This is a genomic window from Heliomicrobium sulfidophilum, assembly GCF_057715735.1.
Genome location: NZ_JBVTZZ010000005.1, coordinates 1,760,431 through 1,780,631 on the forward strand (window position 1 = coordinate 1,760,431; position 20,201 = coordinate 1,780,631).

Sequence of the window (20,201 nt, forward strand, 5' to 3'; positions counted from 1 at the left end):
CAAGGGCTGCGCCCCGCCTTCGGCGTCCCTTGACAGACGCCAGTCTGTATGGAAGACGATCCATTAGGCGGTTGACGTCGGGGTGTGCGATTCGGGCCACGTTCGCGAGAACACCAGGGCAGGAAAAAAGGGAGAATCAGTTCAATTCTCCCTGGACCACCAGCTTTACCATATGACGTCAATGATTCGGCGCCCGTTTTGTGCGCCATAGAGCAGGCAATGGGTGCAGACCTTGTTGATCAGGTGGGCGGCGCCGCTGGAGAAGCGATATATCTCATCGACAGCCCCATCGGAAAAGATATCGTGGACGGCGCCGGCATAAGCAAGGTGCCGTTTTACATACTCCCCGACTTGCGCGCGATCGTAGTGCATCAATCGGCACCGGAGATCGATTCGTTGCCGGATTGCCGCATAGGCCTGGAGTTGCAGCTTTTCTTCCAACTCGCTCTGCCCGACGAGAATCAACGCCATGGGGCTCTGGGCGTCCATCTTGAAGTTCAGAAGAAAGCGGACCTCTTCGAGCATCTCCCGGTCCAGCAGGTGAGCTTCGTCGACAATCACCACGATCTGCAGGCGATGGATCCCCCGCATCAGTTCCACTTCCCGGTGAAGTTGCCGCTTGGCGTCACCGCGATAGAACTTCGATTCCGCCCCCAACTGTTCGGCTTCCGATCCCGTTCAGTGCTCTATTACAACAGGGACAGGAGTTGCGAATGAATACAAGCTTCACGGGGATGCCTTGCTTGGTGTGGACACAGATGGAGCCGATGATTTCCGTACCGTTTTTGGCAACGAAGCGAGAGCGCAGTTGGGAAAGCGAGTAGGATGCCCCTGCCAAGGAATAACGTTGCTTTAAGTCCTTGACCATGCCGATGGCATGAAGCCCCTTCTCCAATATGCACGCAATCATAGGCTCATTGGTAAACCAGGTGTCCATCAACACATAATCCGCCGCTATATCGGCTGCTAGGGCATGATCGAGTAACTGGGAGGCCACTTGCGGCTTCCTCTCCACCGCTTCCTTGCGACGGCGGTATCCACAGGTTCTTTTATCCAGATGCTCCGGGTTCTCTACGAGGCGGTTGGTGTTTTTTGCGGAACTGAGTACGGCAAAGTCCACCGGAACAAAGCTGAATCCGTCGGACCATCCCAGCGTCAGCAGCGTATAGCCATGCACGAAGATTCCCTTCGAATGATCATATACGCGCGCCAACAATTCCGCTTTCTTGGAACGGTTTTTTGAAAGAACCGAATCATCCAAGATAAACACCTTGACCCGCTGAGACGATGTGAGGTCACGAAAGCAACGAATCACTTGCGCCGCAAGTGTCAGCAGGAATTTCCTCCACGAATAGCGCGCATGATTCAAAAAACGGTAGTATGTGTCTTTGCTCGGCAGTTCTTCTCCGCGTTCACTGCCGAGGTAACGGTGGAGACTTTTCCCCAAAAAAGCGAGGGAAAAGAGAACGCCAAATATGTCCATGACTCGGATGCCGCAGGTTTTACGAATGCCGCATGCATGCAGGGTCTGCCCAATCTTTAGGGTCTTAAATAAACGTTCAAAACTGGAAATGAGCTTTTCAGACGGATTGTCTTGGTGTACCATTAGAGTGTGCACCCCTTCTGTTTGGAATGTTGGTTTGGTCACTTACATTTTACCAAACAGGGGTGCACTTTTTCTGTGTCAAGATGGCTTTTTCGTCATGGATGAAGCCTTTTATTTCTAGGCTCCAAGCCCACTTTCAAGGTGCGAAGTTTGAGTTAAAAAAGAAAAAACATATGAAAAATAAAACTATTTACCGCACATACGAGCGTAGCCAATGGTTTGCTTCAGAGGCCGGCGGAAACAGTTATGGGGAAATCGAAAGTTAGCCCTTAGAGTACGTTGATTATTTGCTGCTAAGGAGTTGCCGGTAGCCAGCCGGGGCCATGTAGACCGGAAGCTTGCCTTTACCAAAGAGCAGCTTCGGATTCCCCAACAGCAAGAAGTAGCGGATATCGGCGATGGCTTTCATCCACAGGGCTGGCTTGCCGCGCAGTTTGATGCCAAAGACATCGCCCACGGCGTCATGACTTCCAATCGAGGCCACGGTGCCCTTCATGAAGGGGACAAAGGCCTTCAATTCCCGGCCGCCGCGCACCAACGTGGCGATATTCTCGGCGCACACCTTCGATTGCAGGATGGCGAGTTGGGCTGTCGGAGGGAAGGGGCGGCCTGTTCGTTCGTCGAAAAAAGCGGAGCAGTCGCCCAGGACGAAAACATTCGCATGTTCGGGGGTCCGCAAGTCAACGCCGACGGGGATCCGACCGCGAGGGGCTTCGAAAGCGCCGTTGCATGCCACCGGGTTTCCTTGCACGCCGCCGGTCCAGATGACAGTCGCCGGTGCGATCCGCTCTTCGCCGTTGTCTGTCAGAAGGGTGACGCCTTCGGCATCGACCGATTGAATTTTTGTGGAGAGCCGGATGTTAACGCCCAGGCGCTCCAAGGATGCTTTCGCGTAGGCAATCATGGCGGGGTCAAATCCGCCCAGAATCGAGGGGCCGCCTTCCACGTTGATCACCCGTACACGCCGAGGATCGATCCCGTGCTCTTTGCAGAGCGCAGGCGCTCGTTCCGCCAATTCGGCCGCAAACTCGATCCCCGTAAAGCCAGCGCCTCCGATGACGAAGGTCAACATTTCCCGAACGTCTATAGTGGTTTCTTCTTTTGTTGTTGCGCCCCCCGCCTTCGCGTCCGTCGCCTCAGCCGCTCGCGAGATTGCTGTTCTCTTTTTGGCAAACTCGGCAAAACGAGCTTCAATCGTATGCCGGATTTTTCGGGCGCTGTTCATGCTGCGAATGGCAAGGGCATGTTGTTGAAGGCCGGGGATGCCGAAGGTCGCTGGGGTGAAACCGAGGGCCACCACGAGGTAATCATAAGAAAGGGTTTCTCCATGGGCGAGCACGACGCGTTGCGTCTCTTTTTCGACTTCCACGACGGTGTCTTTGATGAAACGGACTCGTTCCGTATCGATCACGTCCCGGATGGAGATGCTGATGTGCTCTTCGTCGCCCGTGCCGGCAGCCACCTCATGGAGCCATGTCGTCAGGTAATGGTAATCATGCTTGTTGACGAGGACGATCTCCGCCTCATCACGGCGGAGGAGTTTTTGCAGCCGCCGGGCGGTCAGGATGCCTGCGTAGCCGGCTCCTAAAATGACAACGCGTGGTTTCGGCTTCTTCATGTGAGGTCCCTCCATCGAAACGAATTAATTAAAATCTTCACAAATGGGGTGTATGAAAGGGCAATATTGACGCTAGTATAAGGTTTGGTCAATATCGCCCTTGTGTTTGTCGATGCATTGATTATAGTTGAAAACCCATCGATTCGTGAAATGCATATTCAGTATAAGGGTTATAAGCGGGAGGCATAGCAAGAGCTGCTGGAGGGAATTCCAATTGGAAGTAGATGGTAGCAATCGTGACATTACTCAAAAGGCATGTTCATTGATTATACCCACCATGCCGAACATTTATTTTATTTATAAATGACGATCGCCTATAATGAAGGTGTCAAGTGAAAATGAAGGTATTCACAAGAATGCCTGGCAGGTATCACCATGCTAAGCCCTCTGCAAGGGCTGATCTGAATGACGATCGGGTCAGCCCTTTTTTTATTGCCCATGACTTTGAAAACGAAGAGGTGGGGAACATGCAAAACAACAAAGGACCCCTGGCGCTCGTCATCCTCGATGGCTGGGGTTGCCGGAACGAACAGGACGGCAACGCGATTTTTCAAGGGAAGACACCGAATATGGACCGTTGGAAAAGGGAGTACCCCGCAACGATGCTGGCGTGCTCCGGAGAAGCTGTCGGTCTGCCCGAGGGGCAGATGGGTAATTCGGAAGTGGGACACCTGAATATGGGCGCCGGCAGGGTCGTCTATCAGGAACTGACGCGCATCTCCAAGGCGATCAAAGATGGTGACTTTTTTGAGAATCCGGTGCTCCTTGGGGCGCTCCAAAAAGTCAAAGCGCGGGGGACGGCCCTTCACCTGATGGGGTTGCTCTCTGACGGAGGGGTGCACAGCCACCTGGACCATCTCAAGGCGCTCGTGGAGATGGCCAGACGGAACGATGTCTCCCGGGTCTACATCCATGCCTTCTTAGATGGACGCGATGTCCCGCCGTCGAGCGCTCGCAACTACATAGGCGCGCTCCAGGACTTCCTGCAGGGTATCCACGTGGGAACGGTGGCCACCATCTCAGGACGCTATTACGCCATGGATCGTGACCAACGCTGGGACCGGAATGAGAAGGTGTACCGCGCTATGGTCTACGGAGAAGGGCGAAAGGCGACAACCCCGCTGGATGCCCTGGAACAAGCCGATCAGCAGGGAGAGACGGACGAGTTTGTCCAGCCGACGATCATGGTCGATGAAGCCGATGGTTCCGTCGCCACCGTACGCGATGGTGATGCCCTGATTTTCTTTAATTTTCGGCCTGATCGCGCCCGGCAGATCACCCGCGCCTTTGTTGACGTAGACTTTTCCGGTTTTGTCCGTGGCAAGGACCGGCCTTACGTCGAATTTGTTTGCATGACCGAATATGACAAGACGATTGCGGCCCCCGTGGCCTTTCCGCCCACGAGGATGGAAAATACTCTCGGTGCCTGGCTGTCCAAGTATCACCTGCGGCAGCTTCGACTGGCGGAAACAGAGAAGTACGCCCATGTCACCTTCTTTTTCAATGGCGGTGTGGAAGCCCAGTATCCTGGTGAGGAGCGTCTTCTGATCCCTTCGCCAAAGGTGGCGACCTATGATCAGCAACCGGAGATGTCGGCGCCGTCTGTGACGGAAGCACTATTGCAGAAACTGTCCGAGGGCAGGCACGATCTCTATATCGTCAACTTCGCCAATCCGGATATGGTCGGCCATACGGGAGACCTGGCCGCCGCCCGGCAGGCTGTGGAGACGGTGGACCGCTGTCTCGGCGAAATCGTTCCAGCTTTTCTTAAACAACATGGCGCCGTCATCATCACGTCCGATCATGGCAATGCCGAAAAGATGCTTGATGAAGAGGGAGGTCCCTTTACGGCCCATACCACCTCTCCCGTTCCCTTCATCCTGATTGATGAACAGGCGAAAACAAAGGGAACCCGGCTCCGTCAGCAGGGCAGCCTGCAGGATATCGCCCCTACCGTACTGGAACTGCTGCAATTGCCGAGACCGGCTGAGATGACGGGATGCAGTCTAATCGAGCCTCTGTTTCGTTAAGAAAGACAAAAACTCTTTGGCTGCCGCCCGCAGGGGAATCGCTTTGAGATGAACGACGCCGACGTGTCTCGGCGGAATCGGTTCGAGCGGCTTGATCTCATAGAGGGAGCCATTGTCCAATTCCTCGGAGATAAAATCTTTAATCACACAGGCTACACCGAAGTCGATCAAGGCGAACCGGATGAGGAGTTCAAAGTCGCTCAATTCAAATTCCGGCTTGATCGCCAGGTTGTGTTGGGCCAGGTACTTTTCGATATAGATGCGGGAACTGCTCCCTTTCTCCAGCAGGATCAAGGGATACTGAGCAATCTCCTGGATCGAACGCGGTGACTCGGCCAGTTCTTTATATTTTTCGCCAGCCACGAAGCAGTCCTGAATCTGCATCACTTCATAGACCGATAACTGGTCAACCGATGATGCTGCGCTGACGACGGGGAGGTGGATGAAACCGATGTCGATTTCCCCCTTTTTCAGCAGTTGGATCGTCGAGGGCGTTGTCTGGTTCGTCACATGAATCCGGATCCCGGGGTAGGATTTTTTGAACTCCCTCAGGTGAGGAGGGAGGAAGTGCTTGCAGATCGTGTCACCGGCGCCGATGATGATCTCGCCTTTTTGGAGCTCTTTCACCTCGGCGATCGACTTTTCGCCCAGCGAAACAAAGTTGAAGGCCTGCTCAATATAAGGGAACAGGATTTCCCCTTCTTTCGTGAGCTTGGCGCCTTTGGGCGTGCGGAAAAAGAGCACACAACCCGTTTTTTCCTCCAACTGTTGGATGGCCCGGCTCACGGCCGGTTGGGTGATGTACAATTGCTCCGCCGCTTTGGAGATGCTTCCCTCCCGCGCAACCGTATAAAAGGTCCTGTAAAGCTCCATATTGATGAACATATGCGTTCCTTTCTCTCATCACCCAGCATGTTGAAATGACATTTTTATCATGGTTCGCTGTCGATCACAATGAGCCTATCCGTGAATACAGGGCGAGTCACAAAAACCGTTGTTGAATGATCGAAAAGAACCGTGCAGAACAAGGTCAACACGGTTCTCAAGGATCAAAATCTGAGCGTCTCGAGAAAAAACGGAGTCCCTATAGGTTCACTTTACACCATTAAGAGTATAAGCACAAGCAAGTGTCGATGGGTTGGATGGCAAAAGAGTGCATCCAAGTAAGCAGCCCATGCTCCTGCCGTAAGGCAAAAAACATCCATGCTGGAAAGCGCCAGTTATGGATGTTTCCTTTTATCTACGAAAAAGAATTATCTGCCTAACAAAATGTCTGGCAAATAGCTAACAAAAGACCGGCTCGCTGCTCCTCACCGGCGTGGTCTCAATCCGGTGCAGCAAATCCACCCATTCCGCTGCTGAAAGGCGCAAGGAATCCCTCTCTTCCAATCGCATTTCGATGGCCGACAAATCCGGTTTGGGAAAGGCTTTGTATTGCCAACTGCCCAAGGTGACAGTAAAAGGGGAATTCGGCGATGACCCCATGCGGTAAATCACATGGACGAGTTGCCCGTTGGGAAGGCGCAGTTCGATCGTCTCATAGCCGGGATGAACATGGTTTTGCTCGATATAATCGTAGAACCGCTCCGGCAACAAATCGCGGAGGACCGAGGGCTTGCTTTGGAATAATCGCTTCCAAAACTCGCGCATGTTCATCCTTCCTTTCCACACTCGGTGAATAAATTAAAATCTTCACTTACAGGGGGTTAAAAAAGGCAATGCTATCGTCGCCGCATAAGGCTGGATAAGCATTGTCCTAATTTTATGGATGTTTTGATTATAGCGAAAACCCGCACAAGAGTGTAATGCATATTCAGCATATGGGATATAATCCCCGGTTATGACAAATCCCCCATCTGGCCGTGCTCGCAAAGCTGCTAAGGGTGCATTTGTTTTCCTAAGGCTCTTTGTTTTGCAGCAAAAAGGACAAGAACGCTTTGGCCGCCGTCCGCAGGGGGAGCATCTTCAGGTGAGCCACACTGACATGCCGCGGCGGGATGGTCGTCAAGGGCTTGACCTCATAGAGGGAACCGTTGGCCAGTTCTTCGGTGATGAAGTTTTTGATCACGCAGGCCACGCCGAAGTCGATCCGGGCGAAGCGGATCAGCAGTTCGAAGTCGCTCAACTCAAACTCCGGCTTCAGGGCGAGATTGTGTTCGGCAAAGATCTTCTCCAGATAGATGCGGGAACTGCTCCCTTTCTCCAGTAGGATCAGGGGGCACTGGGCCAGTTCTTCCAGGGAACGGGGCTGTTCCGCTAGGGCCTTGTACTTTTCGCCGACGACAAAGCAGTCCTGGATCGGAAAGACCTCGTAGACGGACAGGTGCTCCGTCGCCGAAGGGTCGCTGACGATGGGGGAGTGGACAAAACCGATGTCGACTTGCCCTTTTTTCAGCAGGCGGATCGTTGCCGGCGTGTTCTCATTGGTCACATGGATGCGGATGCCGGGGTAAGCTTCTTTGAACGATTTCAGGTAGGGAGGGAGAAATTGCTTGCAGATCGTATCGCCAGCCGCAATGATGATCTCGCCTTTTTCCAATTCCTTGACCTGGGCGATCGTCTTTTCGCCGAGGGAGAGGAAATTGAAGGCTTGTTCCACATAGGGGAAGAAGAGTTCCCCTTCTTTCGTCAGTTTGACCCCTTTCGGCGTCCGAAAAAAGAGCACACAGCCGAGCTTTTCCTCCAACTGCTGGATCGAACGGCTCACGGCCGGCTGGGTGATGTACAACTGCTCCGCTGCTTTCGAGATGCTGCCTTCCTTGGCGACGAGATAAAAGGCGCGGTAAAGTTCAGTATTGATGAACATAGGCGCTCCTTTCCGCTGTCTACGCCCTTTGCTACATTCATAGTGTAGCATAAGTGCTATTCGCCGTCTCTTTGAAACATCCATGCCTGGACAGTTCCAGTCATGGATGTTCTTTTTGTGCCGGAAAGGTATAATAGTCGCGTAAGCTACCACATAGAATTGAGGGTGACCTATGGCCGACTACATCCTGACCTGCTCCAAAATCAGGTTCTACCCCTTAGAACCGGCAGTCGCCGACATCCATATTGAAGACATCGCCCATTCCCTGTCTCTGATGACCCGGGCCAACGGGCACTTTAAACAGTTCTATTCGGTGGCCCAGCACGCCCTCAACTGCTGCAAAGAAGCGAAAAGCCGCGGCTATTCCGAGCGGGTGCAGCTTGGCTGTCTGCTGCATGATGCCAGCGAAAGCTACCTCTCTGACTTGACACGGCCCGTCAAGCGCAATCTGCCGGAGTACGTCCGGATCGAGGAAAAGCTGCAAGGGCTCATCTATGAACGCTTCGGTTTGGGTGATCTGTCAGAGGCCGAATTGAAGCAGATCGAAGCGGTCGATGACGCGCTCCTTTTCTGGGAGTTCGAGGCCTTATTGGATGAGCAGATCTTTGATCGGCCGCCGAAAAAGACGATGGACCATGATTTTACGCAGCGTGATTTTACTGCTGTCAAAAAAGAGTTTCTACGACTCTTCCGCCGGTTGACCGGTGAATAGAGAGATGCCTACGTTGTTGGCGTAGATGCACGGAAGGTTGAGTTGCCGTCGTGATTATCGGAGACGACGCTACGATTGAGATATTTTCAATTATTGATGGTAAACAAAGGAAAATACGTTATTCTGTAGAAGTTACTATAACGAGAAAGACTGTATATCATGATGAAGACTGTGAGGAGGTGAAGCCCTGACCAACTTCGTCTATGTGGACCACTCCAACGTCTGGATTGAGGGACAACGCCTAAGCGCAATCAAAAAAGGCTATGCCGATGCAGGGATGATCTTTGATACGCAGTGGGTCTATGACTTTGAGGCCTTGCTGTACGTTGTCGCTGCCGATGGGGAATTCGTCCGGGCCAAGCTGTATGCCTCAGAGGCGTCGGGAAGCGGGAGGCAGATGTGGGGGATGGCCGAGAAGTCCCGCTACGCCGTCGAATTGATACCGAGAAGCGCCTCTAACAAGGAAAAAGCGGTCGATACGAAAATGATCTGGGACATTGCCTGGGATATGAAAGGGCGTTCGCCCAACCATAACATGATCACCATCGTCGCCGGTGACAAGGACTTCCTGCCGGCTGTCGACGGGTTGCGGGAAGCGGGTTTCACCGTGAATGTAGCATCCTGGGAGCACTCGGTGAGCGGCCAACTGAAGCGCAAGGCTTCCCGGTTTATCTGTCTCGACGATTTTTTTTATGCTCTGACCTATTATAAGAGTTCATCTTAGGATTTACGTAATGTCGAGTAATGTGAGTAAAACAGTATAATGGGGCAACGGAAGGGCACAGAATCGATTTTTGATTCTGTGCTCTTTTTGCTGATCTCTTATGGAACGCCGCGCTGCTCCCCGAAGACGGATAGGGCAGCCCCCGCTTTTTCTCCTTGTGCAACGAGCCGGGCGAGCGCCGAGCCGATGACTGTCTGGGCATAAAAATTTTTTTTCGCCTTGAGAAGGAAAAATGAAAAACATATCGAAAGTAGTAATCATTAACTATTATAACATTAGAGGAGGAACCATCAGCATGAAAAAGTTTGTCTGCCTGATCTGCGGGTATGTCCATGAAGGGGATGCCGCTCCTGAATTCTGCCCCACCTGCAAGGCCCCGGCCAGCAAGTTTGAAGAAAAAGTAGCCGGCGCGCTCAAATGGGCTGACGAGCACCGGATCGGCGTCGCCGCCGGCGTTGATGCCCAGGTGGTGGAAGGCTTGAAAATGAACTTTGTCGGCGAGTGCACCGAAGTCGGCATGTATCTCGCCATGAGCCGTCAGGCTGACCGGGAAGGCTTCCCGGAAGTGGCCGAGGCCTACAAGCGCATCGCCTTCGAAGAAGCGGAACATGCCGCCAAGTTCGCCGAACTGCTGGGCGAAGTCGTCTATCCCTCCACCAAGAAGAACCTGGAACTCCGCGTGGAAGCTGAATACGGAGCTTGCCAAGGCAAGCTTGACCTGGCCCGGCGGGCAAAAGAACTGGGCCTGGACGCCATCCATGACACCGTTCACGAGATGTGCAAGGATGAGGCCCGCCACGGCGCCGCCTTCAAGGGCCTGCTCGACCGCTGCTTCGGGAAGTAAATCCCGCTGCAGGGTGACCGGACGAATTGGATCGCTTTAGCGAAAAATGGGGGGATGACCCCCATTTTTTCGCGTTCGTGAAAAGAAGGTTTCCTCTAAAAATTTTCCTTTTTGATTAGCTTCGATGATTCAAAATGTGCGAAAAACGACGAGAGTACTGTCCATGTCAGTTCTCTCGTTTTTCGTTGCGTCCGGGGATGGGCGTTCTTTTGGGTGGAAGTTCCGAACGACCAAGTGGCAGCAGGCGTCCGCAGAAACATTGTTTGTATTGTTTGTTTAATACAAACCAGATTTGCGCTACAATAGAAAGAGTGGGTTCAGCATTAAAAATTCACTTTTTTACTGTGAAAGGGTAACGTCTAAAAACATCGCTGACATAGTGAAGCAGGAAATGTGAGGTGCCCCATGGCGCGAATCCATGATTCACATAAAACGACAGTACCAAAGGCGGACAGCCCCTGTTCAACATGGACGCCTTTTTTCAACGATCTCTTTGAAAAAGCCACGGCCCCTTCGCGGCAGAGCGGTTCTGTTAGCTTTGGCTGGTCCCATTCCTTTGATGACACCCTTTATCGGCTGACCGATTCTGGCTTTGGAGAGTACAAAAAGAGAGTGGAGAATGTGAGCCGCGCCTGGCCCGATTGGCGCCGCAAGCTTTTTCACTTATGGGGAACGTTGAACTTTTTGATTCAACTGGAACAAAAGGCGAAAGACGACCCCTACTTGCGTTATCAACTCAAGCTACAAGAAATGGACATGGAGTTTCTTGCTGTGGCGGAAACGTTGACACCGCAGGAGTGGCCCCCTGCCGAGGATTGCGATGTGAGCGATTTTCTATCTCTCTTGCGTGAGCAGGTGACCAAGCCCTCTGAGCACGCGATCTATCCCTGGCTGGATATGTACCGCCTGTTTTGGGGAAATGTGCTTGGCAGCACGGCCTGGGTGCTGCGGGAACAAGCCGAGATCGATCGTTTAAGTCAACGCAAATCGGCTCCCCTCGGGGTGAAAGAGTCGCAGTTTCGCTACGTCTTGGCCTTGTTGCGCATTCACTTTCGCTTCGTCGCCCATGAGGATGACGACGTTCGGCGGGAGATCGAAGAGATGGCAGAACAGGGATTCGTCGCCCATTGGGGTGAGTTGTTTCTCTACCTGAATGGATTGATGCCATCGGGCCAGTTGGAGCGTCTTTTGTCCTGGCTTCGCTGGTTTGAGGCGACAGGGAAGACGTGTTTTGCGCCGTTGGACCAATATGAGCAGGCGGAAACAGTGAAGTTCTGGCTTCAGGTGGCCGAGCCCTGTGGGGTGGTTGACGAGATGCTGGCGGTGGCGCGCCGGGCTGTTCCGGACTATATCTATCGGCATATGTTGGTTCATGTTGGTCGACACCGGCAGTGGGCGGAGATGTGCTTGCTGCATGGAAGCTTTGATCCGGGAGACGTGGCGTGGAAAGAAGTGGAGAAAGAAGACCCATCTGTCATGCTTCCCCTATATCATCATGCCATCATGGGGCAGATCGCCCAGAAAAATCGGACGGCCTATAAAGAGGCGACAAAAATGCTGAAAAAACTTCGCGCCCATTATAAAAAACTGAAGCAACAGAGCCGCTTCGAGGTTTTTCTGGAACGAATCATCAGAGAAAATGGGCGTTTGCGGGCTTTTCAGGAAGAGTTGGTGAAGGGGAAGTTGATCACACCATGAGCGACGGCAAGGAACAGATCTGCGTTAATATTCAATGGCAAACGGAAAGCGCAGATTTTTTCACCTTTGCGACGAAGGGCACTGTGAGCAGCCGCTATGAAGAGGGCGCCTACCAGTTGCGCCGGACTCTCTTTGCTTGGCATGAACCTTCTTTTTTCGGTTCTTTCATTCCGATTGTTCGCCACGATGACAGGTGGGGACTGTCTGTATCGCCGATGACGATGGTGGAACTGTTTGCCGATTCGACAGCCTTGGCGGAAGTCCAGTGGTGCTGGGAAGGCCAGGGTGCGGAAATGGCGAAGGCGGCGGGGCCGCTGCGGGAGTTGTTGCGCCAGGGTTGGTGGCGGCCCGATTATGACGCTTGGCGAGCAGGGCGATGCGGTTGGCGGCTTGAAGCGGCGGCGGCGCAGCCTGTTCGCGAAGCAGCGCCGTCGCTGACGTGGTTGGATGAGTGGGCTTCAGCGGCCATCAACGAGATGATGGAGCGGACGCCGCCGATGCGCGAACTTTGGCTGGAGATGCGGCAGGCCTATCCGCTGCTGATGATGGAGAGCGCAAAAGAGATCGGGCAAGAAACGAATGGACCTGCCAAAGGCGGCGAACGGAGAGGACGCCGGGCTAAGGGGATGGACGCGGTCAAGGTCGTTCCGGATGTGACCTTGATCGAAGATGAGCGGGACTGGTTGGAGGCTGTCGGCTGGGAGTCTGCCCCGCGCCAGTTGCGGGCTGCCTTGCGTATGCAGGAGCCGGACGATGATGAAGGTTGTTGGACCCTGGGGCTGATGGTGCAACCGGTGCAAGGAGGGAGCCCTGGGATTCCCCTCGACCCGTCCGATCCGGAGTCGCTGGCGTTGCTGCCGTCGGACTGGCAGGACCACTGGGACGAAGTGGAGCGCGATATCGCCAAGATGGCCCGTATCGCTCCTCTCTTGGCGCCGGAGCGTGCGCTGATGAATGGGGAGGCAATGGCATCTCCTCCGATGTTGTATCAAACATGGCTGCTTGATGATGAGGCGGCATGGACATTTTTGAACGAACAGAGCGCTCCTCTGATGGCGGCAGGCTTTTCTCTTTTTCTGCCCCGCTGGTGGGAGGAACTCCAGCGCCAGTCGGCTCGACTGAAGGTGCAGACGCGGTCGAAGGCTGGCAGTTCATCGGCCAGTCCGCTGCTAGGGATGGACCAGCTTGTCCAGTTTGACTGGAAACTGGCGATCGGTGATGTCGATTTGAACGAAGCGGAATTTATCGACCTTGTGGAGAAAGGCCGTCAACTCGTTCGCGTCCATGACCGCTGGATTCGTCTCGACCCCACGCGCTGGCGGCCCCTGCTGGCGTCGTTACGGAAGACGCAAGAGGGGCTTTCGCTCGGTCAAGCCCTGCAACTCTATTGGGGTACACCGCCTGCGGCCTGGTCGCCATGGCTTTCCCCGGAGGAGGGGCAGGAGTCGGCTGAGGCAACCGATGGCGAAGCAGGGCAAGCGCCACTTGCCCTGGAGGTGGAATTGGACGGGCCGTTGCGCCGGATGGCCGATGAACTGACCGGAACGGCCCGCCTGACACCGCTGGCGCCGCCGCCGTCTTTTCGCGGGAGTTTGCGGCCCTATCAGCAACTCGGCAGCGCATGGCTGCTCTTTTTGCGCCGCTTCGGCCTCGGTGGATGCCTGGCCGACGACATGGGATTGGGCAAGACGATTCAATGGATCGCTTACTTGCTCCATGTGAAGGATAAGGAAGCGCCCGGGCAGCCGTCGCTGCTCATTTGTCCCACCTCGGTGTTGGGCAACTGGCTAAAAGAACTGGCTCGTTTTGCGCCGTCGCTCCGGATCCATCTCCATTACGGCGGCAACCGTTATCGCGGCGATGCTTTCCGAGACCTTTCGGCGGAGGCCGATCTGGTGATCACGACCTACACGTTGGCTCAGATGGATGAAGCCGACCTGGCCTCTGTCGCCTGGGACTGCATCTGTTTGGACGAAGCTCAGAACATCAAGAATGTCTACACGAAGCAATCGGCGGCAGTTCGCGCCTTGCCTGCCCGCCACCGGGTCGCCTTGACTGGCACGCCAATGGAAAACCGCCTGACCGAGTTGTGGTCGATCATGGACTTTTTGAACCCCGGCTATCTGGGGGGGTTGACGGAGTTCAACCGCCGGTTTGCTCATTCGATCGAACGCAAGGCCGACGGCGATGCCGTCAGCCGTCTGCAAAGTCTCGTCCGCCCCTTCTTGTTGCGCCGGGAGAAGCGTGATCCGGCCATCGAACTGGAACTGCCGGACAAGCAGGAGAGCAAGGAGTATGTCCAGTTGACGCCGGAACAGGCGTCGCTCTATGAGAGCGTGCTCCAGGCTGCCATGGAGAAAATCGAGGAATCGACCGGCATCGCCCGCCGGGGGGCGATTTTGTCGACCTTGACCCGACTCAAGCAGCTCTGCAATCACCCCAACTTGTTGCTCAAAGAAGGGAGGGGGGCCGGTCTGCGCGGTCGCTCCCAGAAGGTGGAGCGCCTGCTGGAGATGGTGGAGGAGTTGCGCCAGGAAGGCGATCGCTGTCTCATTTTTACCCAGTATGTGGAAACGGGCCATCTGCTCAAGCACGTCCTTGAGGAGACCCTTGGCGAAGAGGTTCTGTTTTTGCATGGCGGAACACCAGCGGCCCAACGAGAAAGGATGATCGAGCGGTTTCAGGGAAGCGATCCGTCGCCAGGGAAAGGCTGCGGCGTCTTTCTCTTGTCCTTGAAGGCCGGTGGGACCGGGCTCAATCTGACGGCGGCCAATCATGTTTTTCACGTCGACCGCTGGTGGAATCCGGCTGTAGAGAATCAGGCTACTGACCGGGCCTATCGCATCGGCCAGAGTCGCAATGTGCAGGTTCACAAGTTCATCACCTTAGGCACCTTGGAGGAGCGCATCGACGAGATGATCGAGCGCAAACAGGGGCTGAATGAAGAGGTCATCGGCGGTGGCGAGCAGTGGCTGACCGAGTTGTCTACGGCGGAACTGAAGGATGTCTTCGCCCTTCGCCGGCAGTGGGTCGATTGAGTTGTATGGATTAAAGCGCACTGTCTTCCTATGATGGAAAGGGTGCGTCAGGGATAAGAGGTGGCGTCAATGGGCAAAAGAGCAACGGCAAAGGAAAAAGCGGAGAAATCGAAGTCAAGAGGAGAGGGGACGCAAGGCTCCGGCGCCCGTTCCGGAACGGCCGTCGTCATGCCGGAGGATCCGAACAGCCGCTGTCTTGATGGGATGGCGCCGCTGTGGCGACAGTTTTACCAGCAGGCAAGGCTTGCTTTTTCTGTAGGGGTACCGAATCGCGCAGCAGCTAAATAAATGGTGAATAATGAAGGATGAAGGTGGCCGATGCCTGCTTTATCCTTTTTTTATTCGCTTATCGCTCTCGATCCTCGTACGCTCATGAGTAAAACGTAACACTGAAAAGTGACGTAAGGGATAAGGGAGGTATACTGGTTGGACACAGTGGACGCGATGCTAAAGCTATCATGACTGATTAAGAAGCGGAACAGAGCGTGATTCAAAATCTTCCGGTGAAAAAACGAAAAGCTGTAGATTGGCTTGACTCGCTGCTCTAAATGGGTTACGATATTCGATAACGAGTAGGAAAGGATGACCTTGATGCGCTTCTAATCCTATCAAAGCAAACAATGGTTCTCGAAAAAGGAACTTGTTTCTGGATAGGATTTGTGCGCGAATTTTTAGCCAAAGGGAACGTGTTCAATGGTGGCCTCACCAGTGTCATGATCTTTTGTCGCGTCGCCTCCTGTCCAGAGACGGATCAGGAGGCTTAATTTATGTCCAAAACCGGTCTTACGCTGCTGCGCAACCGCGTGGTGCAGGCGATCCTTCTTTCCGGCGTCTTTCTCCAGATCGGCATCTGGGTGCGCAATTTCGCCGTTCTTCTCTACGTGGTTGAGATGACTGGCGAGGATCCCTTCGCCGTCTCGATGGTCTCTGTCGCCGAGTTTGCCCCCATTTTTCTGTTTTCCTTTATCGGCGGCACCTTTGCCGACCGCTGGCGGCCGAAACGGACCATGATCTGGTGCGAGTTTCTTAGCGCCCTTTCGGTCTTCGCCGTTTTGCTGACCCTTATGGCCGGCTCCTGGCAGGCCGTCTTTTTATCGACGTTCTTTTCGGCGATTTTGTCCCAATTCTCGCAGCCTTCCGGTTTGAAGCTGTTCAAGCTGCATGTCGCGGACGACCAGGTGCAGGAAGCCATGTCTCTGTATCAGACTGTGTTTTCTGTGTTCATGGTCTTCGGACCGATCGTGGGCACTTTCATCTTCCAGGCTTTCGGGATCTACCTGTCCCTTGCCATCACCGGAGCGGCCTTTTTGCTAGCGGCGGCGGCCCTGCTGGTGTTGCTGCCAGAGAAAGATCCTCAGGAAACGACGAGGGTCCAGTCGGCGGTGCTGAAAGAGATGGGGGAGGGCGTTCGCTACCTTCTGGCCAGGCGATCGCTCACCCTGCTGGGCGCCTGTTTTTTTGCTGCCGGTCTGGGCCTCGGCATCATTCAGCCCTTGGGCGTCTTTCTGGTGACGGAACGGCTCGGCTTGGCCAAGGAAAGTTTGCAGTGGCTGCTGACTGCCTACGGCGTTGGCACGATCTTGGGCGGTTTCTTGACGATGTCCCTTGCCAGCCGGCTGGCCCCGCAGAAACTGCTCATCGTCGGCATGTTCTTTGACGCCCTCGGTATGTTGATCACCGGGCTGTCGACGATGCCCTGGCTGACGGTGGTGGCGCACTTGATTAGCGGACTGGCCTTGCCGAGCATCGTCACCGGCATCAACACCATGATCCTGCAGAACACGGAAAGTGATTTCGTTGGCCGTGTCAACGGCATTCTCAACCCCTTGTTCACCGGGGCGATGGTCGTTACCATGTCGGCGGCGGGGGTGCTGAAGCAGTTATTCCCCCTTACCGCCTTGTACTTGGCCGCCGGCGCCTGCTTCTTCGTGGGGATCCTGTGCATCCTGCCGCTGTACAATCTGCCGGTTATGGCGAAGGAACTGAGCAGTCAATCGTAATGTCTGTCCGTCCTGTCCGAGTATCGAGGAAAGCAATGCGAACGGCCGCCGAAACAGTTTTTGTCTAGGCGGCCGTTTCTCTTTGCAGCGGCTCATCGTCATCGCGAATGTCGTCAAGGTCTTTTTCAATGAACGGCTGCCATCCCTTTCGGGACTTTTCCTAATTGTTCATCGATGATACCCTTTTGGTGAAAAGGATGCCATGGGACCTTCTTTTCACCCCGTTTTCATTATTGCAGCTTATGGTAAAGTGGGATGATAAACCTGACCGGCGAAGTCACGAGCCTGGTGGTGACGGTCAGGGCCGAACGGACGAGGTGATTCTATTGCGCATCTTGCTGGCAGAAGATGACCAGCGTTTGGGCAAACTGATCGACCACATGCTGAAACGAGAAGGCCATGAGGTCGACTGGGTGCAGCGGGGCGACGACGCCTATCATTACGCGGAGACCTCTCATTATGACCTGCTCATCCTTGATTGGATGATGCCGGTCATGGACGGTGTGACCCTTTGCCGCCGGTTGCGCCAGGAGGGGCGCCAGTGCCCCATCCTCATGCTGACGGCCAAGGATGCCGTAGAGGACCGTGTGCAAGGCCTTGACGCCGGCGCCGACGACTACCTGGTTAAACCCTTCGCCTCGGCGGAGTTAATGGCCCGGTTGCGGGCGCTCTCCCGGCGCGGGAAGGTTCCCTTGCAGGAAGAGATCGTGCAGGTGGCCGATCTGGTTTTGAACCGGAACCGCCACTCAGTGGCGCGCGGCGGCAATGAGATCACCCTCACCAGCCGCGAATTTGCCCTGCTTGACCTGCTTGTGCAGAACAAGGGGCAGGTCCTTCCCCGGGAGATGATTATGGAGCGAGTCTGGGGATATGACGCCGATGTGACCGATAACACCCTTGACGCCTATATCCGGCTGTTGCGCAAGAAAATCGAACCACCCGGCGCCGCTAAGCTGATCCATAACATCCGGGGCGTCGGTTACACACTGGAGGAATAAGCCGTGTTTACCCGGATCCGCGCGCGCCTTACCCTGAGCTATGTCGCCTTGATGATCATTATCCTGTTCTCTTTTACCGGGATCACCTATGGCCTGTTGCACTCGATCCTTCAGCAGGAGGAGCGTCAGGACATGAGGATGATGCTGTCCAAAGTCGCCGATCAACAGTTGAGCGAGATGAAGCGACGGGGCCATCTGCGCAGTTCTGGCGATCTTACGGTGGAGATAAAACGTGAGAGGAGATATCCCCCGCCTCATGATGACGAGGATGAGGAGGATGAAAAGGGTGACGATGTGCCTGGTAACGGTGGCAACCGGATCGTTTTCCTGCTCCTGTTGGATGAGGGGGAGAGAGTGCTCCGCAGCTTCGACGATTTTCCCTCGCTGCACCCGAAGATCATGGAAGCGATTCAGCAGTGGAGACCAACGGCTTTTGAGACGAGGGGCGCCCGCTTTTCTGATGGTGACGACGATGAGATGTATATCCTGCTGGGCGCTCAGCCAGTGCTCGATCACGGTCGTTTCGTCGGCACGGTCTATGCCGGCATGGATGTGAGCAACTCTCGCCACATCCTCTATCGCCTGCTCTTCGTCCTCGGCATCATGTCTGCCCTCTTCTTGCTCCTGGCCGCCGGTGCCGGCTATTACATGTCTGGCAGGGCGATGGTGCCGATCATCCGCTCCTTTAACCGCCAGCGCGAGTTTGTCGCTGACGCCTCCCATGAACTACGCACCCCTTTGAGCATCTTGCTATCTTCCATCGAGGTGATAGAGGCGGACGACGAGCGCAACCTGTCCGATTTTTCTCGGCAGGTGCTGGCGGACATGAAAGATGAAGTCGGCCGGATGACCCGCCTGGTCAGCGACCTGCTCACCCTGGCTCGCGCCGACTCGGGGAAGCTGGAACTGCGACAGGAGACTTTTGACTTGCGTCCAGTGGCGGAACAGGTCTTTCGCACCTTTCAACACCCTGCAAACGCCAAATGTTTGTCGACAGAGATGGAAGGCCCACCGAGCCTCCTCGTTTTCGCCGACCGGGAGCGTGTCACCCAACTGCTTTGCATCCTTTTGGACAATGCCGTGAAATACACCCCGGCCGATGGCAAGGTCTCCCTGGCGCTGGCGCGGATAGAGGACACCTTGCAAGTGAAGGTGGACGATACGGGGATCGGCATCACTTCCGAAGACCAGCAGCGCATCTTCGATCGCTTCTACCGTGTTGATAAGGGACGATCCCGTCAGGCGGGCGGCACAGGGCTCGGGCTCAGCATCGCCCGCTGGATTGTGGAAGCTCACGGCGGGGCGATCCGGGTGGAAAGCGCGCCGGGCAAAGGGAGTTCCTTCATCGTGACGATGCCGGTGAAAGAGCCGCACAACGCCGCCCCGGCCAATCGGGAAGACTGAGCGCCGAGGTGGGGTTCACTTTGTTGAGAGAGACCGCCCTTCGTTCATCCTGTCTGGGATGGAGGGGGCGGTTTTTGCTTTCAGTGCATTTTCAGTTTTCCAAGGTAAAGTATGGGAGCGAAGAATTGACAAAGGGGGCGGACGGGTGATAACGGGGTTGCTCTGGCGAGCCACCTGGTCTGGAGCAGGCTTTCTCTTCCTCTGGTGGGTGGGCTACCTTCTCGGCGCCCAACTGTACCGGAATCATTGGGTTGAGACTCTCTACTGGTCTGGGATTGTAGGAACGGTGATGACGCTCCTTTCCATGAGCTATTCGATTAAGAAGCGGTTTAAAGAATTTCCCGGACGTCTGGCCTTCTGGTTGAAGGCCCACGTCTTCCTGACGGTGCTGGGAAACCTGCTGATCTGCCTCCATGTCGGCGGTCGAACCCACGCCCTCGTGCCTTGGCTGACCTTCATTGTTTTCCTGGTGGTCATCATCAGCGGTCAAGTGGGCTATTTCATCCATTTTTATGTCAAACAGAAATTGTCGGCCAAAAAGCGAGCGCTGCTGGAGTCAGGAAAAAGTCGCGATGAGGCAGAGGAAGAACTCGCTTGGGCCATCGCCGGGGAGAATTTGATCTCGGGATGGCGGCGGGTCCATTTTCCCTTGAATATCACGTTGGTGCTGTCGTTGACGCTGCACATCGTTTCTGCCATCTACTACCGCGGTTGGTGAGGGAG

Annotated in this window: 17 protein-coding genes; 11 read left to right on the forward strand and 6 right to left on the reverse strand. The window is 54.8% G+C overall.

From position 1 onward, the window contains the following. Positions 1-165: 165 nt before the first annotated feature. From AC0CW1_RS14065 to AC0CW1_RS14075, 3 genes are all read right to left on the reverse strand, one after another. On the reverse strand, positions 166-657 hold the full coding sequence (locus AC0CW1_RS14065) for an ExeA family protein (RefSeq protein WP_488183634.1): 492 nt from the start codon (positions 655-657) through the stop codon (positions 166-168). Then, positions 626-1,606: an IS4 family transposase gene (locus AC0CW1_RS14070; protein ID WP_488183635.1), complete on the reverse strand. Its 981-nt coding sequence runs from the start codon at positions 1,604-1,606 to the stop codon at positions 626-628. Before AC0CW1_RS14070 ends, AC0CW1_RS14065 begins: the two co-directional genes overlap by 32 nt. A gap of 283 nt (positions 1,607-1,889) precedes the next feature. Continuing rightward, positions 1,890-3,224: an NAD(P)/FAD-dependent oxidoreductase gene (locus AC0CW1_RS14075; RefSeq protein ID WP_488183636.1), complete on the reverse strand. Its 1,335-nt coding sequence runs from the start codon at positions 3,222-3,224 to the stop codon at positions 1,890-1,892. A gap of 467 nt (positions 3,225-3,691) precedes the next feature. Between AC0CW1_RS14075 and gpmI the strand changes: the two genes are divergently transcribed. Beyond that, positions 3,692-5,254, forward strand: a complete 1,563-nt coding sequence (gpmI, locus tag AC0CW1_RS14080) for a 2,3-bisphosphoglycerate-independent phosphoglycerate mutase (RefSeq protein WP_488183637.1) — start codon at positions 3,692-3,694, stop codon at positions 5,252-5,254. Here the strand turns inward: gpmI and AC0CW1_RS14085 are convergent. From AC0CW1_RS14085 to AC0CW1_RS14095, 3 genes are all read right to left on the reverse strand, one after another. After that, on the reverse strand, positions 5,231-6,139 hold the full coding sequence (locus AC0CW1_RS14085; protein WP_488183638.1) for a LysR family transcriptional regulator: 909 nt from the start codon (positions 6,137-6,139) through the stop codon (positions 5,231-5,233). The genes gpmI and AC0CW1_RS14085 overlap by 24 nt on opposite strands. Before the next feature lie 399 nt (positions 6,140-6,538). Further along, on the reverse strand, positions 6,539-6,904 hold the full coding sequence (locus tag AC0CW1_RS14090; RefSeq protein ID WP_488183639.1) for a hypothetical protein: 366 nt from the start codon (positions 6,902-6,904) through the stop codon (positions 6,539-6,541). Between the two features lie 247 nt (positions 6,905-7,151). After that, the gene (locus AC0CW1_RS14095; protein WP_488183640.1) at positions 7,152-8,060 is read right to left on the reverse strand and encodes a LysR family transcriptional regulator; all 909 of its coding nucleotides are present in this window, start codon (positions 8,058-8,060) and stop codon (positions 7,152-7,154) included. A gap of 172 nt (positions 8,061-8,232) precedes the next feature. On the opposite strand from AC0CW1_RS14095, the gene AC0CW1_RS14100 reads away from it, so the two are divergent. The 10 genes from AC0CW1_RS14100 (at position 8,233) to AC0CW1_RS14145 (ending at position 20,196) form a co-directional block, all read left to right on the forward strand. Beyond that, positions 8,233-8,772, forward strand: coding sequence for a phosphohydrolase (locus AC0CW1_RS14100; RefSeq protein WP_488183641.1), 540 nt, complete (start codon positions 8,233-8,235; stop codon positions 8,770-8,772). Positions 8,773-8,977: 205 nt separating this feature from the next. Then, entirely contained in the window at positions 8,978-9,496 is a 519-nt protein-coding gene (locus AC0CW1_RS14105; protein ID WP_488183642.1) for an NYN domain-containing protein, read from the forward strand. Between the two features lie 295 nt (positions 9,497-9,791). Continuing rightward, the gene (locus AC0CW1_RS14110) at positions 9,792-10,340 is read left to right on the forward strand and encodes an NADH peroxidase (RefSeq protein WP_488183643.1); all 549 of its coding nucleotides are present in this window, start codon (positions 9,792-9,794) and stop codon (positions 10,338-10,340) included. Between the two features lie 405 nt (positions 10,341-10,745). Beyond that, positions 10,746-12,038 (forward strand): hypothetical protein, encoded by a 1,293-nt coding sequence (locus AC0CW1_RS14115; RefSeq protein WP_488183644.1) that lies wholly within the window; start codon positions 10,746-10,748, stop codon positions 12,036-12,038. Continuing rightward, positions 12,035-15,076, forward strand: coding sequence for a DEAD/DEAH box helicase (locus AC0CW1_RS14120; RefSeq protein ID WP_488183645.1), 3,042 nt, complete (start codon positions 12,035-12,037; stop codon positions 15,074-15,076). Before AC0CW1_RS14115 ends, AC0CW1_RS14120 begins: the two co-directional genes overlap by 4 nt. Positions 15,077-15,145: 69 nt before the next feature. Continuing rightward, positions 15,146-15,364 carry a hypothetical protein gene (locus tag AC0CW1_RS14125; protein ID WP_488183646.1) on the forward strand — a complete coding sequence of 73 codons (219 nt, stop codon included), beginning with the start codon at positions 15,146-15,148 and terminating at the stop codon, positions 15,362-15,364. A 479-nt stretch (positions 15,365-15,843) separates the two neighbouring features. Continuing rightward, positions 15,844-17,076, forward strand: a complete 1,233-nt coding sequence (locus tag AC0CW1_RS14130; RefSeq protein WP_488183647.1) for an MFS transporter — start codon at positions 15,844-15,846, stop codon at positions 17,074-17,076. 317 nt (positions 17,077-17,393) lie between these two features. Continuing rightward, positions 17,394-18,074 (forward strand): response regulator transcription factor, encoded by a 681-nt coding sequence (locus tag AC0CW1_RS14135; RefSeq protein ID WP_488184167.1) that lies wholly within the window; start codon positions 17,394-17,396, stop codon positions 18,072-18,074. Positions 18,075-18,077: 3 nt separating this feature from the next. Beyond that, on the forward strand, positions 18,078-19,478 hold the full coding sequence (locus AC0CW1_RS14140) for a sensor histidine kinase (RefSeq protein ID WP_488183648.1): 1,401 nt from the start codon (positions 18,078-18,080) through the stop codon (positions 19,476-19,478). 145 nt (positions 19,479-19,623) lie between these two features. Next, on the forward strand, positions 19,624-20,196 hold the full coding sequence (locus AC0CW1_RS14145) for a hypothetical protein (RefSeq protein ID WP_488183649.1): 573 nt from the start codon (positions 19,624-19,626) through the stop codon (positions 20,194-20,196). The last annotated feature ends 5 nt before the right edge of the window (positions 20,197-20,201 follow it).

Coding starts and splice junctions, on each gene's coding strand:
- gpmI (WP_488183637.1), top strand. CDS start 3,692: ATGCAAAACAACAAAGGACCCCTGGCGCTCGTCATCCTCGATGGCTGG.
- AC0CW1_RS14115 (WP_488183644.1), top strand. CDS start 10,746: ATGGCGCGAATCCATGATTCACATAAAACGACAGTACCAAAGGCGGAC.
- AC0CW1_RS14130 (WP_488183647.1), top strand. CDS start 15,844: ATGTCCAAAACCGGTCTTACGCTGCTGCGCAACCGCGTGGTGCAGGCG.
- AC0CW1_RS14075 (WP_488183636.1), bottom strand. CDS start 3,224: ATGAAGAAGCCGAAACCACGCGTTGTCATTTTAGGAGCCGGCTACGCA.
- AC0CW1_RS14100 (WP_488183641.1), top strand. CDS start 8,233: ATGGCCGACTACATCCTGACCTGCTCCAAAATCAGGTTCTACCCCTTA.
- AC0CW1_RS14085 (WP_488183638.1), bottom strand. CDS start 6,139: ATGTTCATCAATATGGAGCTTTACAGGACCTTTTATACGGTTGCGCGG.
- AC0CW1_RS14125 (WP_488183646.1), top strand. CDS start 15,146: ATGGGCAAAAGAGCAACGGCAAAGGAAAAAGCGGAGAAATCGAAGTCA.
- AC0CW1_RS14090 (WP_488183639.1), bottom strand. CDS start 6,904: ATGCGCGAGTTTTGGAAGCGATTATTCCAAAGCAAGCCCTCGGTCCTC.
- AC0CW1_RS14120 (WP_488183645.1), top strand. CDS start 12,035: ATGAGCGACGGCAAGGAACAGATCTGCGTTAATATTCAATGGCAAACG.
- AC0CW1_RS14095 (WP_488183640.1), bottom strand. CDS start 8,060: ATGTTCATCAATACTGAACTTTACCGCGCCTTTTATCTCGTCGCCAAG.
- AC0CW1_RS14070 (WP_488183635.1), bottom strand. CDS start 1,606: ATGGTACACCAAGACAATCCGTCTGAAAAGCTCATTTCCAGTTTTGAA.
- AC0CW1_RS14110 (WP_488183643.1), top strand. CDS start 9,792: ATGAAAAAGTTTGTCTGCCTGATCTGCGGGTATGTCCATGAAGGGGAT.